This window comes from Pseudomonas sp. ASL8 (assembly GCF_056680355.1).
Window position 1 is genome coordinate 2,973,479 of sequence record NZ_CM155278.1, and the last position, 18,807, is coordinate 2,992,285.

An 18,807-nucleotide genomic window follows, 5' to 3' on the forward strand; every position below is an offset into this window, starting at 1 on the left:
CCTCTCAGTGACAGCCTCCTTGGGCCGTGAAACGACGAGCGCTACGTAAAATGAGTTTATATGTCACAAATTCTTTTCCGCGACGCTCTGTAGCAGGCGTAAAGTAGATACCGGCACTATGATGAATAAGACGCGGCTATCTGATGTCAGTCGTTGAGTATTTCCCTGAAGGGGGGCGTGATGAACAGTAAATTGCAAGAATGGCTCCATGACCTCGGAGTTGCCTTGGGCCTGATCGAACGGCCAAAACTCCAGCCCATTCCTATCCGCACTGATGATGAACGGCGGCGCCCGCGTCGGTAAGTTATCGACGGTTTCATTATTACAGTGCTTCATCTGCTGGCATTAAAAAGGCCCGGTTTCGCTGTTGACTAAATCAATCGCAGAACCAGGCCACTACGTTCTTGTCTCTCGCAAAAAAACCTTTGAGTTTCAGTCGTTTGTGCTTAGCACCAGGATCACGTCGACCAGAATTTGCAGGGTCAGATGCTCTGGTACTTTGTAGATTCGGTCTTTGATGCGGGCCGGGAAGATGATGTCGAAATCAAATTCCAGCTGGTCGAGTAAATCCTCTACCTCGAGATCGTCCAGCGCCAAGTCCCTGAGCGTTGCGTTTTCGCGTATCTCGGACTTATCGATCAGCATGACACCCAAGGTGTTGTAGACGCGCTGCTGAATGTCTGGCCGCTCCATGAAAGCCCCTGTTTCTGCGATGTCCAGAGAGTTAACCCGGTACTGCCGAAACCAGGGAATCGTGCGCGGCCTATAGCGTGGGTAGGCCACTACTCCATCAGGCTAGCTCAATCCGTGGTGTATCAGGTGTCGGAGATTTACCTGGTCGCGTGGTCACGCATCCACTGGTCAATCAACTCCCGCAGGCGCTCCCCTGAAAAGCTCGGGAAGTGGCCGCCGTGCACGGTGCGGATCGGCAACTGACGCAGGCGCTGCAGGCTGGTGACGTAGTCGTCCAGGTTGGAATGGTAGGCGTCTTCGATCAGCGGGCCGTCGTAGACGATATCGCCGCTGAACAGAGTGCCCGTTGCGGCTTCCCACAGGCTGATGCCGCCCGGCGAATGGCCTGGCGTGTGCAGCACCTGCAAGACCCGGTTGCCCAGATCGAGCACGTCGCCTTCTTCGATCAGACGTGTGGCAGGCGCGGCTTTGACCCGGTATTCGGCGTAGCACAGCGGGCAGTCGGGGTGTGCTTCGAACATGTCATCGCCGACGAAGGCGGTGGCCAAGGTGTTGTCGCCATCGGGTTCAGCGAGAATCTGCGCTTCGGCAGGGTGTACCAGCCGTTCAGCGAACTCATGATGACCGGCAATGTGGTCGAAATGGCAGTGGCTGGCCACGGCCAGCAAGGGCCGCTCTGTCAGCCACGGCAACTGCTCACGCAAGCTGACCAGTCCGGAGCCGCTGTCGACCAACAGGTCTTTGTCGCGCCCCCGGATATGCCACAGATTGCAGCGATAGAAGGGCCGGATATAGGGCTCATGAATCAGACTGACGCCATCATGCAGGGGCTTCACTTCAAACCATGTGTCGCGGCTGACGATTTTCATCGAGGTCTTTTCCTCTGCGCCAAAAAAACGGGTGGAACGCCATGCGTGCCACCCGCTCAAGGTAATCCAGATTCAGGCTGCGCGGGGCTTGACCGTATTAGCCATTGTCATGGGGCGGGGTGATAACAGGCTGACCACCACGAAGCTGATCAAACCGACCGACAGGCTGTAGTAGATCGGGGTGTTGGCGTCGAAACCGTCCTTGAGCATGAACGCCAGTGCAGTCAGGAAGCCCAGTGCCATGCTGGTGATCGCCCCCGAGGTGGTCGCCCGCTTCCAGTAGATTGCGCCGATCAATGGAATCAGCATGCCGCCCACCAGCAGGTTATAGGCCAGGGTCAGGGCGCTGATCACATCATTAACGACCAGTGCGATGGCGAGTACCACAAGGCCCGTGAGCAGGGTAAACAGGCGGTTGATGCCCAGGCTCGACTGTTTGCCGCCGCGCAGGCGTGGCAGCAGGTCTTCGGTCAGGGTCGTCGATGCGGCGAGCAAACCGGCGCTGGCGGTGGACATCATGGCGGCCAGGGCAGCGGCGATGACCAGGCCACGCAAGCCGTCGGGCAACGAGACTTTAACGATGGCGGCGAAAGCGTTGTTGACGTTGTCCAGGTCCGGCAGCAATACATGAGCGGCCATGCCAATCAGCGCGCAGGCCAGACCGTAAAAAATGCAGTAAACCCCGGCGATGGAGCCCGCGTACTTGGCGATCTTGTCAGTGCGCGCAGTGAACACACGCTGCCAGATATCCTGGCCGATCAGGATGCCGAAGAAGTAGATCAGGAAGTACGTGATGATGGTGTCCCAGCCGATGGTGGTCCAGCTGAAACTCGACGCTGGCAGCTTGGCGACCAGTTGATCCCAGCCGCCAACGCGGTACAGGCAGATCGGCAACAGGATGAACATCAGGCCAACGGTCTTGATCACGAACTGAACGATGTCGGTCAGGGTCAACGACCACATGCCGCCAATCGCCGAATACACCACCACGACACCGCCGCCGAGCAATACCGATACCCAGAACGGTAAACCGAACAGCACTTGCATCACGGTGCCAATGGCGAGGATCGAGGTCACGCCGATCATCAGTGCATACGCCAGCATGATCACCGCGCTGGCCTGACGGGCCATCGGGTTATAGCGTTTTTCCAGCACTTGGGTAACGGTGAAAATGCGCAGTTTGAGCAGTGGTTTGGCGAGGAATAGGTTCAGCGCGATGATCCCCAGACCCAAGGCCGCGCACAGCCAGAAACCGGAAATCCCGTGCACATACCCCAAACGTACGGTGCCGACGGTGGACGCGCCGCCGAGGACGGTGGCTGCCATGGTGCCCATGTACAGGGTTGGGCCCAGATTGCGCCCGGCGACCAGGTAGTCTTCGTGGGTTTTTGCTTTGCGCATGCCGTACCAGCCGAGCACCAGCATGCCAGCGGCATAAATGAGGACGACGAAAATATCTAAAGCCATGGAGGGTTTCCTATTATTTTTTTTATGTTGAAGCGCAAATCTGACGCGGCGTCGCGGCGGGCAGGGTCACACAGGCAGGCCCGCCGCGAGCGTTGATGGATCAGACGGTTTGTCGCAGTGTGGCGGTATCAGCGGCTTTGTTGTCTTGGCGGCGTGGGTCGGTGGGCGCATACACCAGCGATGTTTCCGGGAACAGGCTCAGCAGCAGGAAGTACATCACCGACGCCAGGCCGAGGGTTACGGGCAGGCTGATGTCGATACCTTGCGCCAGATTGCCCAGCGGGCCTACGAATTGCCCCGGCAGGTTGACGAAGCACAGGCCCACCAGCGCGCTTGGGATCCAGGCGCCCAGGCCGCGCCAGTTCCAGCCGTGGGTGAACCAGTAGCGGCCACCTTTTTCACCGCGGGTGAACACTTGCAGATCGTCCGGGCAATAGAAACCGCGACGCACCAGCAGGCCGATGATCATGATCACCATCCAGGGCGTGGTGCAGGTGATGATCAGCACGGCGAAGGTCGATACGCTCTGCACCAGGTTGGCAGCGAAGCGGCCAATGAAGATGAAGGCAATCGACATCACGCCGATCAGCAAGGTGGCTTTGACTCGTGACAACGCCCGTGGAAACACGCTGGACATGTCCAGGCCTGTCCCATACAGCGAAGTGGTGCCAGTCGACATCCCGCCGATCACCGCGATCAGGCACACCGGCAAGAAGAACCAGGTCGGTGAAACGGCCAGCAGACCGCCGACATAGTTATTTGCCGCAATGTAATCAGGTGCTTTGATTGCCACGATGGTCGCCGTGGCCAGGCCAAACAGAAACGGAATCAGCGTGGCAGCCTGAGCGATGATCACGGCCAGCATGATTCTGGTTTTCGACGTCTCGCGCGGGATATAACGCGACCAGTCTCCGAGGAACGCGCCGAAAGAAATCGGGTTGCTCATGGCGACCAGTGCAGAACCGATAAAGGCTGCCCAGAAACCTTCTTTGCCCAGGCTGACGCTGCCGGCAAAGTTGATGTCGAAAGGGCCGGCGAAGGCGAAGATGCCCAGCAGGAATAACAGGCTGGCGCTCCACACAGCGATCTTGTTGACCCACAGCAGGAAGCGGAAGCCGTAGATACACACGGTCAGCACCAGAATCGCGAACAAACCATAGGCCAGGCCCAGGGTCAGGTCGTTTTCCGGAAGGCCGATCAAGCGCTTGGCGCCGCCGATCAAGGCATCGCCCGAACTCCATACCGACAGCGAGAAGAACGCGATAGCGGTCAACAGCGACAGGAACGAACCGACGATTCGCCCGTGCACACCGAAATGCGCGCCGGAAGAGACCGCGTTGTTGGTGCCATTGATCGGACCGAACAGGCCCATGGGTGCCAGGATGATCGAGCCGACCAGTACGCCCAGCACAATTGCCCAGACGCCGGCCTGAAAAGACAGGCCGAACAGCACCGGGAAACTGCCGAGTACGGCGGTCGCAAAGGTATTGGACCCACCAAAAATCATCCGGAACAGGTCGCGGGGTGTCGCGGTACGTGCGTGATCGGGGATCTGTTCAACCCCGAACGTCTCGATGCTGTTGATGCTTTGGTCGTTGTTGTTGTTATTCATGATCTGCTCCGATCATTTCATTGGGCTAAGGAGGTGGCAGCCTTAAGGGAGTGCGGACAAATGTTCATGGCAGGCCAGCCAACGGCCTTCTTGTTGTTTTTCAGTGGATTGTTGTCGGCGGAACACAATGGTTTCGCGCTCTTGGCTAAGGCTTTGCTCCCCTTGCATGCGCAGCTCGGTGGCAACGTCATGGATAAAAATCGCGACGTCGCCTTGCAGGCTGACGTGAGCATTACTGGAAACGCAGCGGAGTACTTCAAACCCCTCCAACCGCCAGCTGTCCCACAACGCCTGATAGGCATCGCGCGACAACAACGGTTGTTCGAGGGTGTAAAACACGAAGCTCGCATCGGTGCTGAAGGCACCGAAGTAGGCTTCGCGATCATTTTTGGCAAACGCCGTCACCAGGTCGGCGGCGGCTTGCAGGACATCATCACGGTCGCTCATGGTCATCCCTCAGCGGTGCACAACTCCGGGGAGTACGCAGAGCATTTCGTACAGCAAGTTAGCGCCCAGCAGCGAGGTATTACCGGTGGTGTCGTAAGGCGGCGAGATTTCTACCAGATCGCAACCGATCAGGTCGAGGCCCTGGCAGCCACGGATGATTTCAATCGCCTGAATCGTGGTCAGGCCGCCGATTTCAGGGGTGCCAGTACCGGGAGCCCAAGCGGGATCGATGCCGTCGATATCGAAGCTCAGGTACACCGGGCCGCCGCCGACTTTCTCACGGACTTCAGCCATCAGCTGGGTGAGGGATTTGTGCCAGCATTCTTCCGCCTGAACCACACGGAAGCCCTGTTTGCGGCTCCAGTTGAAGTCTTCGGCGGTATAACCCTGAGCGCGCAGACCAATTTGCACCACACGATCACAATCGAGCAGGCCTTCTTCTACTGCGCGGCGAAAGGTTGTGCCATGGGCGATTTTCTCGCCAAACATGTGATCATTGACGTCAGCGTGGGCGTCGATGTGTACCAGTCCGACCTTGCCATGCTTTTTGTGGATAGCACGCAGGATGGGCAGGGTGATGGTGTGGTCACCGCCCAGCGTCAGGGGGATGACATCGTGTTCGAGAATCTTGTCGTAGGACTCCTCGATGATGCGCACGGCATCCAGCAGGTTGAAGGTGTTAATCGCGACGTCGCCGATATCAGCCACGGACAGGGAATCGAAAGGTGCAGCGCCGGTGGCCATGTTGTACGGGCGAATCATGACCGACTCGGCGCGAATCTCGCGCGGTCCGAAACGGGTGCCAGGGCGTAGCGAGGTGCCAATGTCCAGCGGGACGCCAACAAAGGCGGCATCCAGGCCAGCAGCCGATTGCAGGTGGGGTAGACGCATCATGGTGGCGATGCCGGCGAAGCGCGGCATTTCGTTGCCGCCCAGTGGTTGGTGAAAAATCTTTTCCACGGGATTGCCTCATCGTTGTTGTGATTTAGGCGGATTTTGCAAAGTACGAAGGATTGAAAGAATCGCTGAGGCAAAATACTTAGTTCAGAGATTTCTAAACTATCGAGGGAATCACAGTTAGACTGTGCCGTACGCAACCTCTGTAGGCGCCGACTTGTCTGCGATAAGGTCGGAACGACCTTCCTACGGTAATGAATTCACCCTTTTTGCGAGCGCTTTGCACTCGATCGCAGGCAAGCCAGCTCCTACAGGAGATTGAGCCAGGTCTGTAAATACCCGGAACCACCATGGCCAACGCGTTACCCGACCTGAAACTGTTGCGCATCTTCGTCAGCGTGGTGCGGCATCAGGGTTTTGCCAGCGCTCAGCAGGAACTCAACCTGTCGACCTCGGCCATCAGCACCTACATGAGTCAGCTCGAAGCGGCCTTGGGGCTGGTGTTGTGCCATCGTGGGCGGGGCGGTTTCAGCCTGACCAGCAAGGGCGAGTTGTTCCATCAGGAAACCCTGCGTCTGCTCGGTGAACTGGAGGATTTCGAGCAATACGCCGCCGCCCTCAAAGGCGAACTGCGTGGCACGCTCAATCTCGGGGTGATCGACTCCACTGTCAGTGACCGTGCACTGCCGTTCGCCGAAGCCATTGGCGCCTACAGCCAGGAACATCCGGCGGTGCATTTGCACCTGTCAGTGATGAGTCCCTACGAATTGCAGCTCGGCGTGCAGGACAATCGGCTCGATCTGGCCATCGGCGCCTTTTCCACACGCATGAGCGGGTTGGTCTATCAGCCGTTGTACCGCGAGCAACACTGGCTGTATTGCAGCAATCGCCATCCACTGTTCACTGAACGGCGCATCCCCGAGCAAGTCATCACTCAGCAGCGCATGGTCGGACGTGGTTACTGGAGCCAGGCCGAGCTGGCGCGGCATGGCTTCAAGCACAGCGCTGCGACGGTGGAAAGTATGGAGGCGCAGCTGATTCTGGTGCTGTCCGGCGCCTATATCGGCTACCTGCCGGAGCATTATGCGCAAGCCTGGGCGGACTCCGGTCATCTGCGGGTGTTGCTGCCCGCGACGTTCGGCTACCAGGCGCCGTTCTCGATGATCGTGCGCCGTGGGCGCAGTCGCGAACCGTTGATCCAGACTTTCCGTGACTTGCTCAAGGCGCAGCTCAATCAGAGCTGAGGAGAACCTATGTCCCGTGCCCAATGCGCCCGCTGCCTGCGACCTGAAACTCATTGCCTGTGCGCGCTGATCCCGCACCTCGACAGCCGCACCCGGGTGTTGATTTTGCAGCACCCGAGCGAAGTCAATCACGCCCTGAGCACCGCACGGCTGGCGGCGCTGGGGCTGAACAATGCCGAGTTGATTGTGGGGGAAGTGTTCGATGACTTGTCTGCGCTGTTGAACCCGCCCGGTTATCAGGCAAGGCTGCTGTTCCCCGCCGACGATGCGCAACCGTTGGAGGCTTACCGAAGCGAAGGCGGTGAGGCGGGAAGTACGTCGATGTTGTTGGTAGTGCCGGACGGCACCTGGCGTAAGGCGCGCAAGTTACTGCACCTCAATCCGCTGTTGGCGGCCTTGCCCCGGGTGACCCTGGCGCAAGCCGTGCCTTCACGCTATCGATTGCGCAAAGCGCCGGGGCCGGGTGCGTTGTCGACAGTAGAAGCCATTGTCCAGGCGTTGCAGACATTGGAGGCGCCAAAAACGTTCGAGGCGCTATTGCGGCCTTTCGAGGCGCTTATCGACGGGCAAATTGCGGCGATGGGCGAGGACACCTATCAGCGTAACCATCTTTAAGCATCAGCGGTTCAGTGAGGACTGTTGCTCTGCCTTGATCCGCTGCATTCGCTGGATATAGGCATCGGTTTCACGCTCCGCATCGGTGCGGCTTGGGAACGGGCCTTCCAGGGTGTTTTCCCGGGTACTGAAAAAGTACTGCCCATTGACCAGCGAAACACGATCACAGCGGTAGTGGACGGTCGGGACTGGGTCTTGTGCGCGCTTTCCGAACATGGTCGTTTCCTGAGATTGGACGTAGTGGACAGCTGTGGTGGCGGACAAAGCCTAGTTTAAATCTTGCCAATAGCAGGTAGGAATACATCGGATAAGTGGCCGGCGGCCATCAATTAACACACTTTGCGGAAATCTCTGCGCACAACTGTCCCTGTGTCGCGGGCCAAACCGCGCCTAGAATGGCGGCTCTGCTGTACTGCCTTTTTACGGCTCGTTTATAGGATGCTCTGCGATGCATGTCTCTTCTGGGCGCTGGTTGTACGGCCTGTCACTGGCGTTGGTGACAGCGGTGCTGTGGGGCATCCTGCCGGTCAAGCTCAAGCAAGTATTGCAAGTGATGGATCCGGTCACGGTGACCTGGTTTCGGCTACTGGTTTCCGGTTCGCTGCTGTTTATCTGGCTGGCATCGGTGGGGCGTCTGCCAAGCTTCAAAGTGCTGGGGCGCAAGGGCAAAGGGCTCGTGGCGCTTGCGGTCTGCGGGTTGGTGGGCAACTACGTGCTGTATTTGATCGGCCTTAAAATGCTCAGTCCGGGCACCACACAACTGGTGATCCAGATGGGGCCGGTCCTGCTGCTGATCAGCAGTATTTTCCTGTTCAAGGAGCGTTTCAGTCTGGGGCAGGGGATAGGCTTACTGGTCCTGCTGATCGGCTTTGGCCTGTTCTTCAATCAGCGGTTGATCGAGTTGCTGACCTCGCTGGGCGACTACACGGCCGGGATTCTCACGGTGCTGCTGGCGTCCGCTGTCTGGGCGTTTTATGGCTTGAGCCAGAAGCAGTTACTGACGGTGTGGAACTCGCTGCAAGTGATGATGGTGATTTACCTGTTCTGCGCACTGTTGGTGACGCCGTGGGCGCACCCGATGGAGGCGTTGCAGCTGAGCCCGTTGCAAGGCTGGTTATTGCTGGCGTGCTGCTTGAACACGCTGGTGGCGTACGGTGCCTTTGCCGAAGCGCTGGCCCATTGGGAAGCGTCGCGGGTGAGTGCGACGTTGGCGATCACACCCTTGGTGACTTTTGCTTCCGTGGCGACCGCCGCCTGGTTGTGGCCTGACTATGTGCAGGCCGAAGACATTAATGGGTTGGGCTACAGCGGTGCGGTGTTGGTGGTACTCGGCTCGGCCCTCACGGCCCTGGGCCCCTCGTTGATGGCGGGCTTGCGAGCACGGCGGGCCAGGATGGCCGGAGTTTGATCGGTGTCAGGTGGAGCGTGTCGGCCCTTTCGCCAAGGCGTCCTGAAAAGGTCGCCGCCTAAACCCGGCCCAACTGCTCGGCCTCTCGCAACCATTTCTGTCGTTGCTCTTCAGACGAGCTGTGCACCGGGCCGAACTCTTTCAAGCGCTGGGTTTTGATCCCGCAAAAATCCAGAATCGTGCGCACCATCTGCCGGTGCGCCGGGGCACCATAGACCCACCGGAAGTAGCGCGGCGGGGTGTCCATGGTCACCAGTATCTCTGCGGTGCGCCCTCTGAGCAGCTCGTTCGATGGGTGTTTGCGACCGTGGGCCTTGAACGCAAAGCCGGGTAAAAATACCCGGTCGAAAAAGCCGCTGAGCAACGCTGGCAGGCCACCCCACCAGATGGGGTAAACAAACACTACGTGCTGGGCCCAATGAATCTGTCGTTGAGCCTCCAACAGGTCAGGCTCCAGGGTTTGGCTCTGTTCATAGCCGTAACGCAGCACCGGATCGAACTCCAACTCACCTAATTTGAGCATTCGCACCACATGCCCCTCGCTGCGTGCGCCTCGGGCATACGCTTCGCCCAATGCGTGGCAGAGGCTGATGGTTTTCGGCGTACCAAAAATCATCAGGATGCGTTTGCCGTCCCCTTCCAGTGGAGTGGCGCCGCTTTTCGGATCACCCATTGCTGCCCGCCTCCAGCATGTTTTCCGGACGCACCCAGGCGTCGAACTGTTCTTCGGTCAGATAACCCAATGCCAGGGCCGCTTCGCGCAAGGTCAGTCCCTCGCTGTAGGCTTTCTTGGCGATCTGCGCCGATTTGTCGTAGCCGATATGTGGATTCAGTGCGGTCACCAGCATCAAACCGCGCTCCAGGTGTTCCGCCATTTTCGCGGCATCCGGTTCCATGCCGGCAACGCAATGCTGTTGAAAATTGCTGCAGCCATCACCCAGCAGACGAATCGATTGCAGCAGGTTGTGGATGATCACTGGCTTGAACACGTTCAATTGTAGATGGCCCTGACTGGCCGCGAAGCCGATGGCCACGTCATTGCCCAGTACCTGACAGGCCAGCATCGACAACGCCTCGCACTGAGTCGGGTTGACCTTGCCGGGCATGATCGAGCTGCCAGGTTCATTGGCCGGCAGCCTCACTTCGGCCAGCCCGGCACGTGGTCCAGAGCTTAGCAGGCGCAGGTCATTGGCGATTTTCATCAGGGTCACGGCCAGGGTTTTCAGGGCGCCCGATAACGTGGTCAGTGGCTCATGACCGGCCAGCGCGGCAAATTTGTTCGGCGCAGTGACAAACGGCAGGCCGGAAAGGGCGGCCAATTCGGCGGCAATCGCTTCGGCGAACCCGTGTGGCGAGTTCAGGCCGGTACCGACAGCGGTGCCGCCTTGAGCCAGTTCACACACTGCAGGCAACGCACTGCGAATCGCCCGTGTGGCGTAATCGAGCTGCGCGACATACGCCGAGAGCTCCTGGCCGAAGGTGATCGGAGTGGCATCCATCAGGTGGGTGCGCCCGGTTTTGACCAGTTTCATGTGCCGCGTCGACTGTTCGGCCAGCCCGCCGGACAACTCGGCAATCGCCGGCAGCAGATGCTCCTGAACCGCTTGCGCCGCCGCAATGTGCATCGCCGTCGGGAAACAATCGTTGGAGCTTTGGGAGCGGTTCACGTGATCGTTGGGGTGCACTGGCGCTTTGCCACCGCGCCCTTTGCCGGCCAGCTCGTTGGCGCGCCCTGCGATCACCTCATTGACATTCATATTGCTCTGGGTGCCGCTGCCGGTCTGCCAGACCACCAAGGGGAATTGTTCGTCCAGCTGACCGTTGAGCACTTCGTCAGCCGATTGTTCGATCAAGCGCGCGATGTCGGCGGGCAGGTCGCCGTTGCGGTTGTTGACTCGCGCGGCGGCTTTCTTGATCAGCGCCAGGGCATGCAACACGGCCAGTGGCATACGCTCGTTGCCAATCGCGAAATTGATCAGTGAGCGTTGAGTCTGTGCCCCCCAGTAGGCATCGTCAGGTACGTCTATCTGGCCAATGCTGTCGGTCTCGATACGGCTCATCGGGCTCACTCCTTAAGGTCTGATTGCAAAGTTTAGGCTCAGTTAACCGGGTTGGGTTCCCTAAGCTCCGTTTTTAACCGCTCGCCAGTCGGGGGTTGAGCCGTAAGCAGACATGGGCGCAGAATGGCCGGTCTTGGGGTTCTGCCTCGCCTGCTAGATGATAAGGAAACTCGATGACCCGTCTTCGTGCCATCTGTACCGCGGTTGCTCTGGTATGCGCCAGCGGCCAGGTTTTTGCCGACACCGCCAGCCATAACGCCAGTGCTGAAACATTCCTGAAGCTGGCTCATGCCGACAAATTGGGCACACCGGTTTACATGCAAGTGCAGCAAATGTTCCAGCAGCGCTTTGCCGAAACCAAAGCCCCTGAGTCGAAAAAAGCCTTGCTTGAGACCTATCAGGCCAAAGCCAACGCAGCCCTGGATCGCGCTATCGGCTGGGACAAACTCAAGCCAGACATGGTCAAGCTCTACACCGCCAACTTCACCGAAAGCGAGTTGAAGGATCTGGTCGCGTTCTATCAGTCCCCATTGGGCAAGAAAGTGCTGACCAAGATGCCTGAACTGACTCAGCAGTCGGCTCAATTGACCCAAGGCAAACTGGAAAGCGCAGTGCCTGTCGTCAACAAATTGCTGGCTGACATGACTGCAGAACTGGAACCGGCAAAAGCCGTTGCTCCTGCTGCTCCGGCCAAAAAGCCATAAGCGCAGTTGACGTTAATCGTTAATGAAGGCAGATATGACCATGCAACAGCGAATCGAGGCGGCTCTGGCCGCCTTGCAGCCGCAGCATCTGCAAGTGCTTGATGAAAGTCACATGCACAGCCGTGGTCTGCAGACCCATTTCAAGGCGGTATTGGTCAGTGATCAGTTCGCCGGGTTGAATGCAGTCAAGCGTCACCAGAAGGTTTACGCCACGCTGGGTGATTTGATGGGCGAATTCCACGCCCTGGCGCTGCACACCTACACGCCTGAAGAATGGGCGAAAACCGGTGCGGCTCCAGACTCACCGACCTGCGCTGGTGGTAGCAAACTGTAGGAGCTGACTTGTCTGCGATAAGGGCCGAAGGACCTTAAAATATTTCGAATGCTGCGCAATGTTTCGATTTTTGCGACCGCTACGCGGCCGATCGCAGACAAGTCGGCTCCTACAGGGGATCAGCGATTGGCGTGATGAACTCAGTTGCTACGACCTTAGGCCAGAGTCAGATTCGATGCCTGTCTCAGACACTGCAGTTTTGCTAGAATCCACAACGCGCCGCATCAGCCGGCGCGTTTTTTTTAGCATCGGGTCGGCTCTTTGCGAGAGCACCCACCTGGAGACGCAGCATGAATCAAAAGATTGTCGTGGCGGCTTTGTATAAGTTCGTCACCCTCACCGATTACGTCGCCCTGCGCGAACCGCTGTTGCAGGCGATGGTCGATAACGGCATCAAAGGCACCCTGCTCATCGCTGAAGAAGGCATCAACGGCACCGTTTCCGGTACCCGCGAAGGCATCGACGGCTTGATGGCCTGGTTGAAAAACGATCCACGCATGGTCGATATCGATCACAAAGAATCGTACTGCGATGATCAGCCGTTCTATCGCACCAAGGTCAAACTCAAAAAAGAAATCGTCACCTTGGGCGTCGAAGGCGTCGACCCGAACAAGAATGTCGGCACCTACGTTGATCCGGAAAACTGGAACGCGCTGATCAGCGATCCGGAAGTCCTGCTGATCGACACCCGCAATGATTACGAAGTCTCGATTGGCACCTTCGAAGGCGCCATCGATCCGAAAACCACCAGTTTTCGCGAGTTCCCGGACTATATCAAAGCCCACTTCGACCCAGCCAAGCACAAGAAAGTCGCCATGTTTTGCACGGGCGGCATTCGCTGCGAAAAAGCCTCGAGCTACATGCTCGGCCAGGGCTTCGATGAGGTCTATCATCTCAAGGGCGGCATCCTCAAATACCTTGAGCAAGTGCCGCAGCAAGACAGCTTATGGCGTGGAGACTGCTTCGTTTTTGACAACCGCGTCACCGTGCGCCACGACTTGAGCGAAGGGGATTACGATCAGTGCCACGCCTGCCGGACCCCGATCAGCGCTGAGGACCGTGCCAGCGAACACTACGTGCCGGGTATCAGTTGCCCGCACTGTTGGGATAAATTAAGCGAGAAGACTCGCCGCAGCGCCATCGATCGGCAAAAGCAGATCGAATTGGCCAAGGCACGCAATCAACCGCACCCGATTGGTCGCAACTACCGACTGCCAACAGAGGCCTGAGACATGCAAGCCCGCCTGCTCTACGTGATGGACCCTATGTGCTCATGGTGCTGGGGCTTTGCTCCGGTGGCCGAGGCCCTGGTGCAACAGGCGAAGGCGGCGGGCGTTGCATTGCATCTGGTGGCGGGCGGGTTGCGCACGGGCAGTGGTGCGGCGCTGGAGCCCACCACACAGCGCTATATCCTCGAACACTGGCAAGCGGTGGCGAACACCACCGGTCAGCCTTTTCGTTTTGAGGGCGCGCTGCCGGACGGTTTCGTTTACGACACCGAGCCGGCTTGCCGCGCACTGGTCGCGGCGCGAGACCTCGATCCGGACAGCGCCTGGACGCTGGTCAAATTGATTCAGCAGGCGTTCTACGTCGAAGGCCGCGATGTGACCCGTGCCTCGGTTCTGGTGGAGCTGGCGGAACAGGCCGGTTTGCCCCGAATCGAATTTGCCGAGGCGTTCGACAGTCCTGAACAGCGTGCGGCCACGGCAGCGGACTTTACCTGGGTACAGGATCTGGGCATCGCCGGCTTCCCGACCTTGCTCGCCGAGCGCAACGGTCAGTTGGCGTTACTGACCAACGGTTATCAACCTCTCGACCAATTAGCTCCGTTGCTCGGCCGTTGGCTGGAGCGCGCTGCCTGTGCATGAGCAACCGAGCCGCCCTGAAGCTGCACCTCGTATCGATCGACTAAGCTGGGCCGAAATTCGCCGTCTGGCACTTCATCATAAAAAGGCCCTGTGGATCGCCAACGGCGTGGCTGTGCTGGCGACCTTGTGCAGTGTGCCGATCCCTTTGCTCCTGCCCTTGCTGGTCGATGAAGTGCTGCTCGGGCACGGCGATTCAGCGCTTAAGTTCATGAACCATCTGCTGCCCGACAGCCTGCAAAAGGCCGTGGGCTACATCGGCCTGATGCTGCTGGTGACGTTTGCCCTGCGCCTGGGGGCGCTGGTGTTCAACGTGCTGCAGGCGCGCCTGTTCGCCCGGCTGGCCAAGGACATCGTCTACCGCATCCGGATTCGTCTGATCGAGCGCCTCAAACGCATCTCCCTCAGCGAGTATGAAAGCCTGGGCAGTGGCACGGTCACCACGCATTTGGTGACCGACCTCGACACCCTGGACAAATTCGTCGGCGAAACCCTGAGCCGCTTCCTCGTCGCCATGCTGACCCTGACCGGCACCGCTGCCATTCTGGTGTGGATGCATTGGCAGTTGGCGCTGCTGATCCTGCTGTTCAACCCATTGGTGATTTACGCCACGGTGCAGTTGGGCAAGCGGGTCAAACACCTGAAAAAGCTCGAGAACGACAGCACCTCTCGCTTCACCCAAGCGCTGACCGAAACCCTGGATGCGATTCAGGAAGTGCGTGCCGGTAATCGCCAGGGCTTTTTTCTGGGACGCCTGGGGGTGCGGGCGCAAGAGGTTCGCAACTACGCCATCGCCTCCCAATGGAAAAGCGACGCTTCAAGCCGGGCCAGTGGGCTGTTGTTCCAGTTCGGCATCGATATCTTCCGCGCGGCGGCGATGCTCACGGTATTGTTTTCCGACCTGTCCATCGGCCAGATGCTCGCGGTGTTCAGCTACCTGTGGTTCATGATCGGTCCGGTGGAGCAACTGCTCAATCTGCAATACGCCTACTACGCGGCAGGCGGGGCGTTGACCCGCATCAACGAGCTGCTGGCGCGCGCCGATGAGCCGCAATACCCCGGCGGTACAGACCCGTTCACCGGTCGGGAAACGGTCGATATCGAGGTGCGAGGCCTGAGTTTTGGGTATGGCGAAGAGCTGGTGCTGGATCAATTGAACCTGTCGATCGCCCCGGGAGAGAAGGTTGCGATTGTAGGCGCCAGTGGGGGTGGCAAAAGCACCTTGGTCCAACTGTTGCTGGGGCTGTATACGCCTCAAGCGGGCAGCATCCGGTTTGGCGGCGCAAGCCAGCAGGAGATCGGTCTGGAAACCGTGCGCGAACACGTCGCGGTGGTGCTCCAGCATCCGGCGTTGTTCAACGACACGGTACGCGCCAACCTGACCATGGGCCGTGAGCGCACCGATGAAGCCTGTTGGCGCGCGCTGGAAATCGCCCAGCTCGACGACACCATCAGCGCCCTGCCGCAGGGGCTGGACAGCATCGTCGGGCGTTCTGGCGTGCGCTTGTCCGGTGGTCAGCGTCAGCGGCTGGCGATTGCGCGCATGGTCCTGGCCGACCCCAAAGTCGTGATTCTCGACGAAGCCACCTCGGCACTCGACGCCGCGACGGAATACAACCTGCACCAGGCCTTGGCGCGCTTCCTCAGCGGCCGGACAACCCTGATCATTGCCCACCGCCTGTCAGCGGTGAAACAGGCAGATCGGGTCCTGGTGTTCGATGGTGGACGCGTTGCCGAAGAGGGCGACCACCACCAATTGATCGCCGAGGGTGGCCTGTACGCAAAGCTGTACGGTCATTTGCAGCAAATATAATCACCAAACGGTCTTGCCGAAGATCCGGTTATGAATAAATCTAGCGCTACGAATTTCTTTTAAGCCCTCTATCTCTTATATGGACCGCCAACGAAAGGACTCCGTCAGGCGGTAGCACGTCTCAAATTTGAGAAAATGGTCTGCCGTCTTGTCCGGTTTTAGCCTAGGCTCTGTTCAGGACTATCACTCAAGCTGCAGGGTGAGTATCAGAAACGCTTATGTAAGGGAAACCATGAAGGAAAAGCGGATTCTGGAGAGGCCCCGTCTGTTGGGGATTGTTTGGCCATTTATAGCGGTCGTGCTGTTCCAGGCGCTTCTGGGGTGCGTGAGCTTGTATGTGCTGTCCGCCGTTCGCGGGTATGTCGCGGGCGAGAGCATGTGGTCCAAAGGGCAAAAGGATGCCATTTACTACCTCAACCTGTACGCCAACAGTCGGGATGAGCAGCATTATCAGAAGTACCAGCAAGCCATCGCCATTCCGCAGGGTAGCCATGACCTACGGGTCGCGCTCGACGGGTCGATCCCGGAGATCGGAGCGGCTCGTCTCGGCATCCTGCAAGGCGGAAACCACCCGGATGACGTCCCGAGTATTATCTGGCTGTATTTGAATTTTCGTCATTTCAGCTACATGGAAAAAGCCATTGAGCTGTGGAAAGTCGGTGACGGCTACCTGGTACAACTCGATGCCGTTGCCCGGCAGATGCATACCCGTATCAGCCAGGGCAATGCGACCAACGATGATGTGCGCGGCTGGAAGTCTCAGATCAATGCGATCAACGAGGGCGTGACACCCGCGGCCAAAGCCTTCAGCGATGCGCTGGGGGAGGGCTCGCGGTTCATTCTGCGCCTGTTGCTGATCACTAATTTGGCAACGGCAGTGGTGCTGATTCTTCTGGCACTGTTGCGCACGCATAAATTGCTGACACAGCGGCACGCTTTCGCCAGTGCGCTGCAACTGGAAAAAGAGCGGGCGCAAATCACGCTGGAGTCCATCGGCGACGGGGTGATCACCACCGATGTCGAGGGTTCGATCACTTACATGAACCCGGCCGCCGAGCATCTGACCCATTGGAAGACCGAGCAGGCCAGCGGTTTGCCGCTGGCGGCGCTGTTCAATCTGCTGGACGAGAACGACCAGAAAGACAGTTTCACCCTGATAGAGCACATCCTGGGTGGCAAGCTGAGCGGCGCCAGCGAACATTCGCGGTCTATTCAGCGTCTGGACGGCACCACGGTGTCAGTAGCGCTGGTGGGTTCGCCGATCCAGTCCGACGGCAAGGTCAGCGGTGCCGTGCTGGTCCTGCATGACATGACCCAAGAGCAGCAATACATCGCCAATCTGTCCTGGCAGGCGACCCATGATGCATTGACCGGGCTGGCCAACCGGCGCGAGTTTGAATATCGGCTGGAGCAGGCCCTCAATAATCTGGCACGTCAGGCCGGTCGCCATTCACTGTTGTTTCTCGATCTGGACCAATTCAAGCTGGTCAACGACACCAGTGGTCACGCGGCGGGGGATGAGTTGCTGCGGCACATTTGTACCTTGCTGCAACAGGGCCTGCGCGAAGGCGACACTCTGGCGCGCCTGGGCGGTGATGAGTTCGGCATCCTTCTGGAAAACTGCCCGCCGGAAACGGCGGAAATCATCGCTGAAAGCCTTCGTCAAACCGTGCAAAGCCTGCACTTTGTCTGGAAAGGTCGGCCTTTCGTCACCACCATCAGCGTCGGGTTGGTGCATATTGCCCATGTGCCTACCACCCTTGAGGCCTCACTGCGCACTGCCGACATGGCGTGCTACATGGCCAAAGAGAAGGGCCGCAACCGGGTGCAGGTCTACCACGCAGACGATTCGGAACTGTCCATGCGTTTCGGCGAAATGGCCTGGGTTCAGCGACTGCACATGGCTCTCGAAGAAAATCGGTTCTGCCTGTACTCCCAGGAAATCGCCGACCTCGGGAATGTCAGTGAGCATGCTGGAGGGCACATCGAAGTTCTCCTGCGACTGCGCGATGAAACAGGTCAGATGATTCTGCCGGACAGCTTTATTCCGGCCGCCGAGCGCTATGGCCTGATGACCACGCTGGATCGCTGGGTGGTGCAGAATGTATTCAAGGTCATCGCGCAATGCCTGCGCGAGGCAAAGCACAGCGGGCCGATGGCCATGTGCGCGATCAACCTGTCGGGGACCAGTATTGGCGATGATGCCTTTCTGGAGTACCTGAAAGAGCAATTCGATACGTACCAAATACCGCCCGACCTGATTTGTTTTGAGATCACTGAAACCAGTGCCATTTCAAACCTGGGCAGTGCCATCCGTTTTATTAATGAGCTGAAAGGCTTGGGGTGTCTGTTCTCTCTGGATGACTTTTGTGCCGGGATGTCATCGTTCGCCTACCTCAAGCATCTGCCGGTAGACTTTTTGAAGATCGATGGCAGTTTTGTCAAAGACATGCTGGATGATCCTATCAATCGCGCCATGGTCGAAGTGATCAACCATATCGGGCATGTGATGGGTAAACGGACCATCGCCGAGTTTGTTGAAACCCCGGAGATTGAACAGGCACTGCTTGAGATCGGCGTCGATTTCGCGCAGGGCTACATTATCCAGCGTCCGCAAGTGTTTACGTGTGAAAGTCTGTATACCCGGCCGGTTCGCCCTGCACCTTTGTTGTTCAGGGTGCCAGGAACATTCCGCTAATACGCAGTGCGCGACCGAACAATGACACCACAAAAAAAGGAGGCCAAAACAGTGATCGATACTTTCTGCAGAACCGGTCCG

General features: G+C 58.4%; 19 protein-coding genes. 10 read left to right on the forward strand and 9 right to left on the reverse strand.

Features of this window, described 5'->3' with window-relative positions; all coding sequences use genetic code 11:
* The first annotated feature begins 180 nt into the window (after positions 1-180).
* Positions 181-303 (forward strand): PA1414 family protein, encoded by a 123-nt coding sequence (locus tag AC1MEA_RS13660; RefSeq protein WP_306823067.1) that lies wholly within the window; start codon positions 181-183, stop codon positions 301-303.
* A gap of 129 nt (positions 304-432) precedes the next feature.
* Here AC1MEA_RS13660 and AC1MEA_RS13665 read toward each other — a convergent pair whose 3' ends face one another.
* The 6 genes from AC1MEA_RS13665 to speB form a co-directional block, all read right to left on the reverse strand.
* Positions 433-693: a hypothetical protein gene (locus AC1MEA_RS13665; protein ID WP_322181047.1), complete on the reverse strand. Its 261-nt coding sequence runs from the start codon at positions 691-693 to the stop codon at positions 433-435.
* Between the two features lie 137 nt (positions 694-830).
* Positions 831-1,562 carry an MBL fold metallo-hydrolase gene (locus AC1MEA_RS13670; RefSeq protein WP_480416475.1) on the reverse strand — a complete coding sequence of 244 codons (732 nt, stop codon included), beginning with the start codon at positions 1,560-1,562 and terminating at the stop codon, positions 831-833.
* 72 nt (positions 1,563-1,634) lie between these two features.
* The gene (locus AC1MEA_RS13675; protein ID WP_480416476.1) at positions 1,635-3,029 is read right to left on the reverse strand and encodes a sodium:solute symporter family protein; all 1,395 of its coding nucleotides are present in this window, start codon (positions 3,027-3,029) and stop codon (positions 1,635-1,637) included.
* Between the two features lie 100 nt (positions 3,030-3,129).
* Complete coding sequence (locus AC1MEA_RS13680; RefSeq protein WP_219063909.1) at positions 3,130-4,641, reverse strand: purine-cytosine permease family protein; 1,512 nt, start codon at positions 4,639-4,641, stop codon at positions 3,130-3,132.
* Between the two features lie 42 nt (positions 4,642-4,683).
* Positions 4,684-5,088, reverse strand: coding sequence for a YybH family protein (locus AC1MEA_RS13685; protein WP_480416477.1), 405 nt, complete (start codon positions 5,086-5,088; stop codon positions 4,684-4,686).
* A gap of 9 nt (positions 5,089-5,097) precedes the next feature.
* Complete coding sequence (speB, locus tag AC1MEA_RS13690) at positions 5,098-6,048, reverse strand: agmatinase (protein WP_480416478.1); 951 nt, start codon at positions 6,046-6,048, stop codon at positions 5,098-5,100.
* Between the two features lie 287 nt (positions 6,049-6,335).
* Here speB and AC1MEA_RS13695 point away from each other — a divergent pair, with 287 nt between their 5' ends.
* Positions 6,336-7,229, forward strand: a complete 894-nt coding sequence (locus AC1MEA_RS13695) for a LysR family transcriptional regulator (protein WP_219063906.1) — start codon at positions 6,336-6,338, stop codon at positions 7,227-7,229.
* A 9-nt stretch (positions 7,230-7,238) separates the two neighbouring features.
* Entirely contained in the window at positions 7,239-7,844 is a 606-nt protein-coding gene (locus AC1MEA_RS13700; protein ID WP_480416479.1) for a tRNA-uridine aminocarboxypropyltransferase, read from the forward strand.
* A gap of 3 nt (positions 7,845-7,847) precedes the next feature.
* On the opposite strand, the gene AC1MEA_RS13705 is transcribed toward AC1MEA_RS13700, so the two are convergent.
* Positions 7,848-8,060 (reverse strand): DUF6316 family protein, encoded by a 213-nt coding sequence (locus tag AC1MEA_RS13705; RefSeq protein ID WP_480416480.1) that lies wholly within the window; start codon positions 8,058-8,060, stop codon positions 7,848-7,850.
* 232 nt (positions 8,061-8,292) lie between these two features.
* Between AC1MEA_RS13705 and AC1MEA_RS13710 the strand changes: the two genes are divergently transcribed.
* Positions 8,293-9,252 carry a DMT family transporter gene (locus AC1MEA_RS13710; RefSeq protein WP_449633646.1) on the forward strand — a complete coding sequence of 320 codons (960 nt, stop codon included), beginning with the start codon at positions 8,293-8,295 and terminating at the stop codon, positions 9,250-9,252.
* 58 nt (positions 9,253-9,310) lie between these two features.
* Here the strand turns inward: AC1MEA_RS13710 and AC1MEA_RS13715 are convergent, their stop codons facing one another.
* Together AC1MEA_RS13715 and AC1MEA_RS13720 are read right to left on the reverse strand one after the other, a co-directional pair.
* Complete coding sequence (locus AC1MEA_RS13715; protein WP_219063902.1) at positions 9,311-9,925, reverse strand: NAD(P)H-dependent oxidoreductase; 615 nt, start codon at positions 9,923-9,925, stop codon at positions 9,311-9,313.
* Positions 9,918-11,312, reverse strand: coding sequence for a class II fumarate hydratase (locus tag AC1MEA_RS13720; RefSeq protein ID WP_480416481.1), 1,395 nt, complete (start codon positions 11,310-11,312; stop codon positions 9,918-9,920). Before AC1MEA_RS13720 ends, AC1MEA_RS13715 begins: the two co-directional genes overlap by 8 nt.
* Before the next feature lie 173 nt (positions 11,313-11,485).
* On the opposite strand from AC1MEA_RS13720, the gene AC1MEA_RS13725 reads away from it, so the two are divergent.
* From AC1MEA_RS13725 to AC1MEA_RS13750, 6 genes are all read left to right on the forward strand, one after another.
* A complete protein-coding gene (locus AC1MEA_RS13725; RefSeq protein WP_219063900.1) occupies positions 11,486-12,016 on the forward strand; it encodes a DUF2059 domain-containing protein in 531 nt (176 codons plus the stop codon).
* Between the two features lie 34 nt (positions 12,017-12,050).
* Complete coding sequence (locus AC1MEA_RS13730) at positions 12,051-12,350, forward strand: BolA family protein (RefSeq protein ID WP_219063899.1); 300 nt, start codon at positions 12,051-12,053, stop codon at positions 12,348-12,350.
* 290 nt (positions 12,351-12,640) lie between these two features.
* Complete coding sequence (trhO, locus tag AC1MEA_RS13735) at positions 12,641-13,579, forward strand: oxygen-dependent tRNA uridine(34) hydroxylase TrhO (RefSeq protein WP_219063898.1); 939 nt, start codon at positions 12,641-12,643, stop codon at positions 13,577-13,579.
* A 36-nt stretch (positions 13,580-13,615) separates the two neighbouring features.
* Positions 13,616-14,218: a DsbA family protein gene (locus AC1MEA_RS13740; protein ID WP_449633782.1), complete on the forward strand. Its 603-nt coding sequence runs from the start codon at positions 13,616-13,618 to the stop codon at positions 14,216-14,218.
* Entirely contained in the window at positions 14,211-16,028 is a 1,818-nt protein-coding gene (locus tag AC1MEA_RS13745) for an ABC transporter ATP-binding protein (RefSeq protein ID WP_449633647.1), read from the forward strand. The genes AC1MEA_RS13740 and AC1MEA_RS13745 overlap by 8 nt, the downstream gene beginning before the upstream one ends.
* 232 nt (positions 16,029-16,260) lie before the next feature.
* Positions 16,261-18,726 carry an EAL domain-containing protein gene (locus tag AC1MEA_RS13750; RefSeq protein ID WP_449633648.1) on the forward strand — a complete coding sequence of 822 codons (2,466 nt, stop codon included), beginning with the start codon at positions 16,261-16,263 and terminating at the stop codon, positions 18,724-18,726.
* Positions 18,727-18,807 lie beyond the last annotated feature (81 nt).

What these genes read in the sequence shown, in the direction of transcription:
- AC1MEA_RS13660 (WP_306823067.1), top strand. Translation starts at nt 181, where the DNA reads ATGAACAGTAAATTGCAAGAATGGCTCCATGACCTCGGAGTTGCCTTG.
- AC1MEA_RS13665 (WP_322181047.1), bottom strand. Translation starts at nt 693, where the DNA reads ATGGAGCGGCCAGACATTCAGCAGCGCGTCTACAACACCTTGGGTGTC.
- AC1MEA_RS13670 (WP_480416475.1), bottom strand. Translation starts at nt 1,562, where the DNA reads ATGAAAATCGTCAGCCGCGACACATGGTTTGAAGTGAAGCCCCTGCAT.
- AC1MEA_RS13675 (WP_480416476.1), bottom strand. Translation starts at nt 3,029, where the DNA reads ATGGCTTTAGATATTTTCGTCGTCCTCATTTATGCCGCTGGCATGCTG.
- AC1MEA_RS13680 (WP_219063909.1), bottom strand. Translation starts at nt 4,641, where the DNA reads ATGAATAACAACAACAACGACCAAAGCATCAACAGCATCGAGACGTTC.
- AC1MEA_RS13685 (WP_480416477.1), bottom strand. Translation starts at nt 5,088, where the DNA reads ATGAGCGACCGTGATGATGTCCTGCAAGCCGCCGCCGACCTGGTGACG.
- AC1MEA_RS13695 (WP_219063906.1), top strand. Translation starts at nt 6,336, where the DNA reads ATGGCCAACGCGTTACCCGACCTGAAACTGTTGCGCATCTTCGTCAGC.
- AC1MEA_RS13700 (WP_480416479.1), top strand. Translation starts at nt 7,239, where the DNA reads ATGTCCCGTGCCCAATGCGCCCGCTGCCTGCGACCTGAAACTCATTGC.
- AC1MEA_RS13705 (WP_480416480.1), bottom strand. Translation starts at nt 8,060, where the DNA reads ATGTTCGGAAAGCGCGCACAAGACCCAGTCCCGACCGTCCACTACCGC.
- AC1MEA_RS13710 (WP_449633646.1), top strand. Translation starts at nt 8,293, where the DNA reads ATGCATGTCTCTTCTGGGCGCTGGTTGTACGGCCTGTCACTGGCGTTG.
- AC1MEA_RS13715 (WP_219063902.1), bottom strand. Translation starts at nt 9,925, where the DNA reads ATGGGTGATCCGAAAAGCGGCGCCACTCCACTGGAAGGGGACGGCAAA.
- AC1MEA_RS13720 (WP_480416481.1), bottom strand. Translation starts at nt 11,312, where the DNA reads ATGAGCCGTATCGAGACCGACAGCATTGGCCAGATAGACGTACCTGAC.
- AC1MEA_RS13725 (WP_219063900.1), top strand. Translation starts at nt 11,486, where the DNA reads ATGACCCGTCTTCGTGCCATCTGTACCGCGGTTGCTCTGGTATGCGCC.
- AC1MEA_RS13730 (WP_219063899.1), top strand. Translation starts at nt 12,051, where the DNA reads ATGACCATGCAACAGCGAATCGAGGCGGCTCTGGCCGCCTTGCAGCCG.
- trhO (WP_219063898.1), top strand. Translation starts at nt 12,641, where the DNA reads ATGAATCAAAAGATTGTCGTGGCGGCTTTGTATAAGTTCGTCACCCTC.
- AC1MEA_RS13740 (WP_449633782.1), top strand. Translation starts at nt 13,616, where the DNA reads ATGTGCTCATGGTGCTGGGGCTTTGCTCCGGTGGCCGAGGCCCTGGTG.
- AC1MEA_RS13750 (WP_449633648.1), top strand. Translation starts at nt 16,261, where the DNA reads ATGAAGGAAAAGCGGATTCTGGAGAGGCCCCGTCTGTTGGGGATTGTT.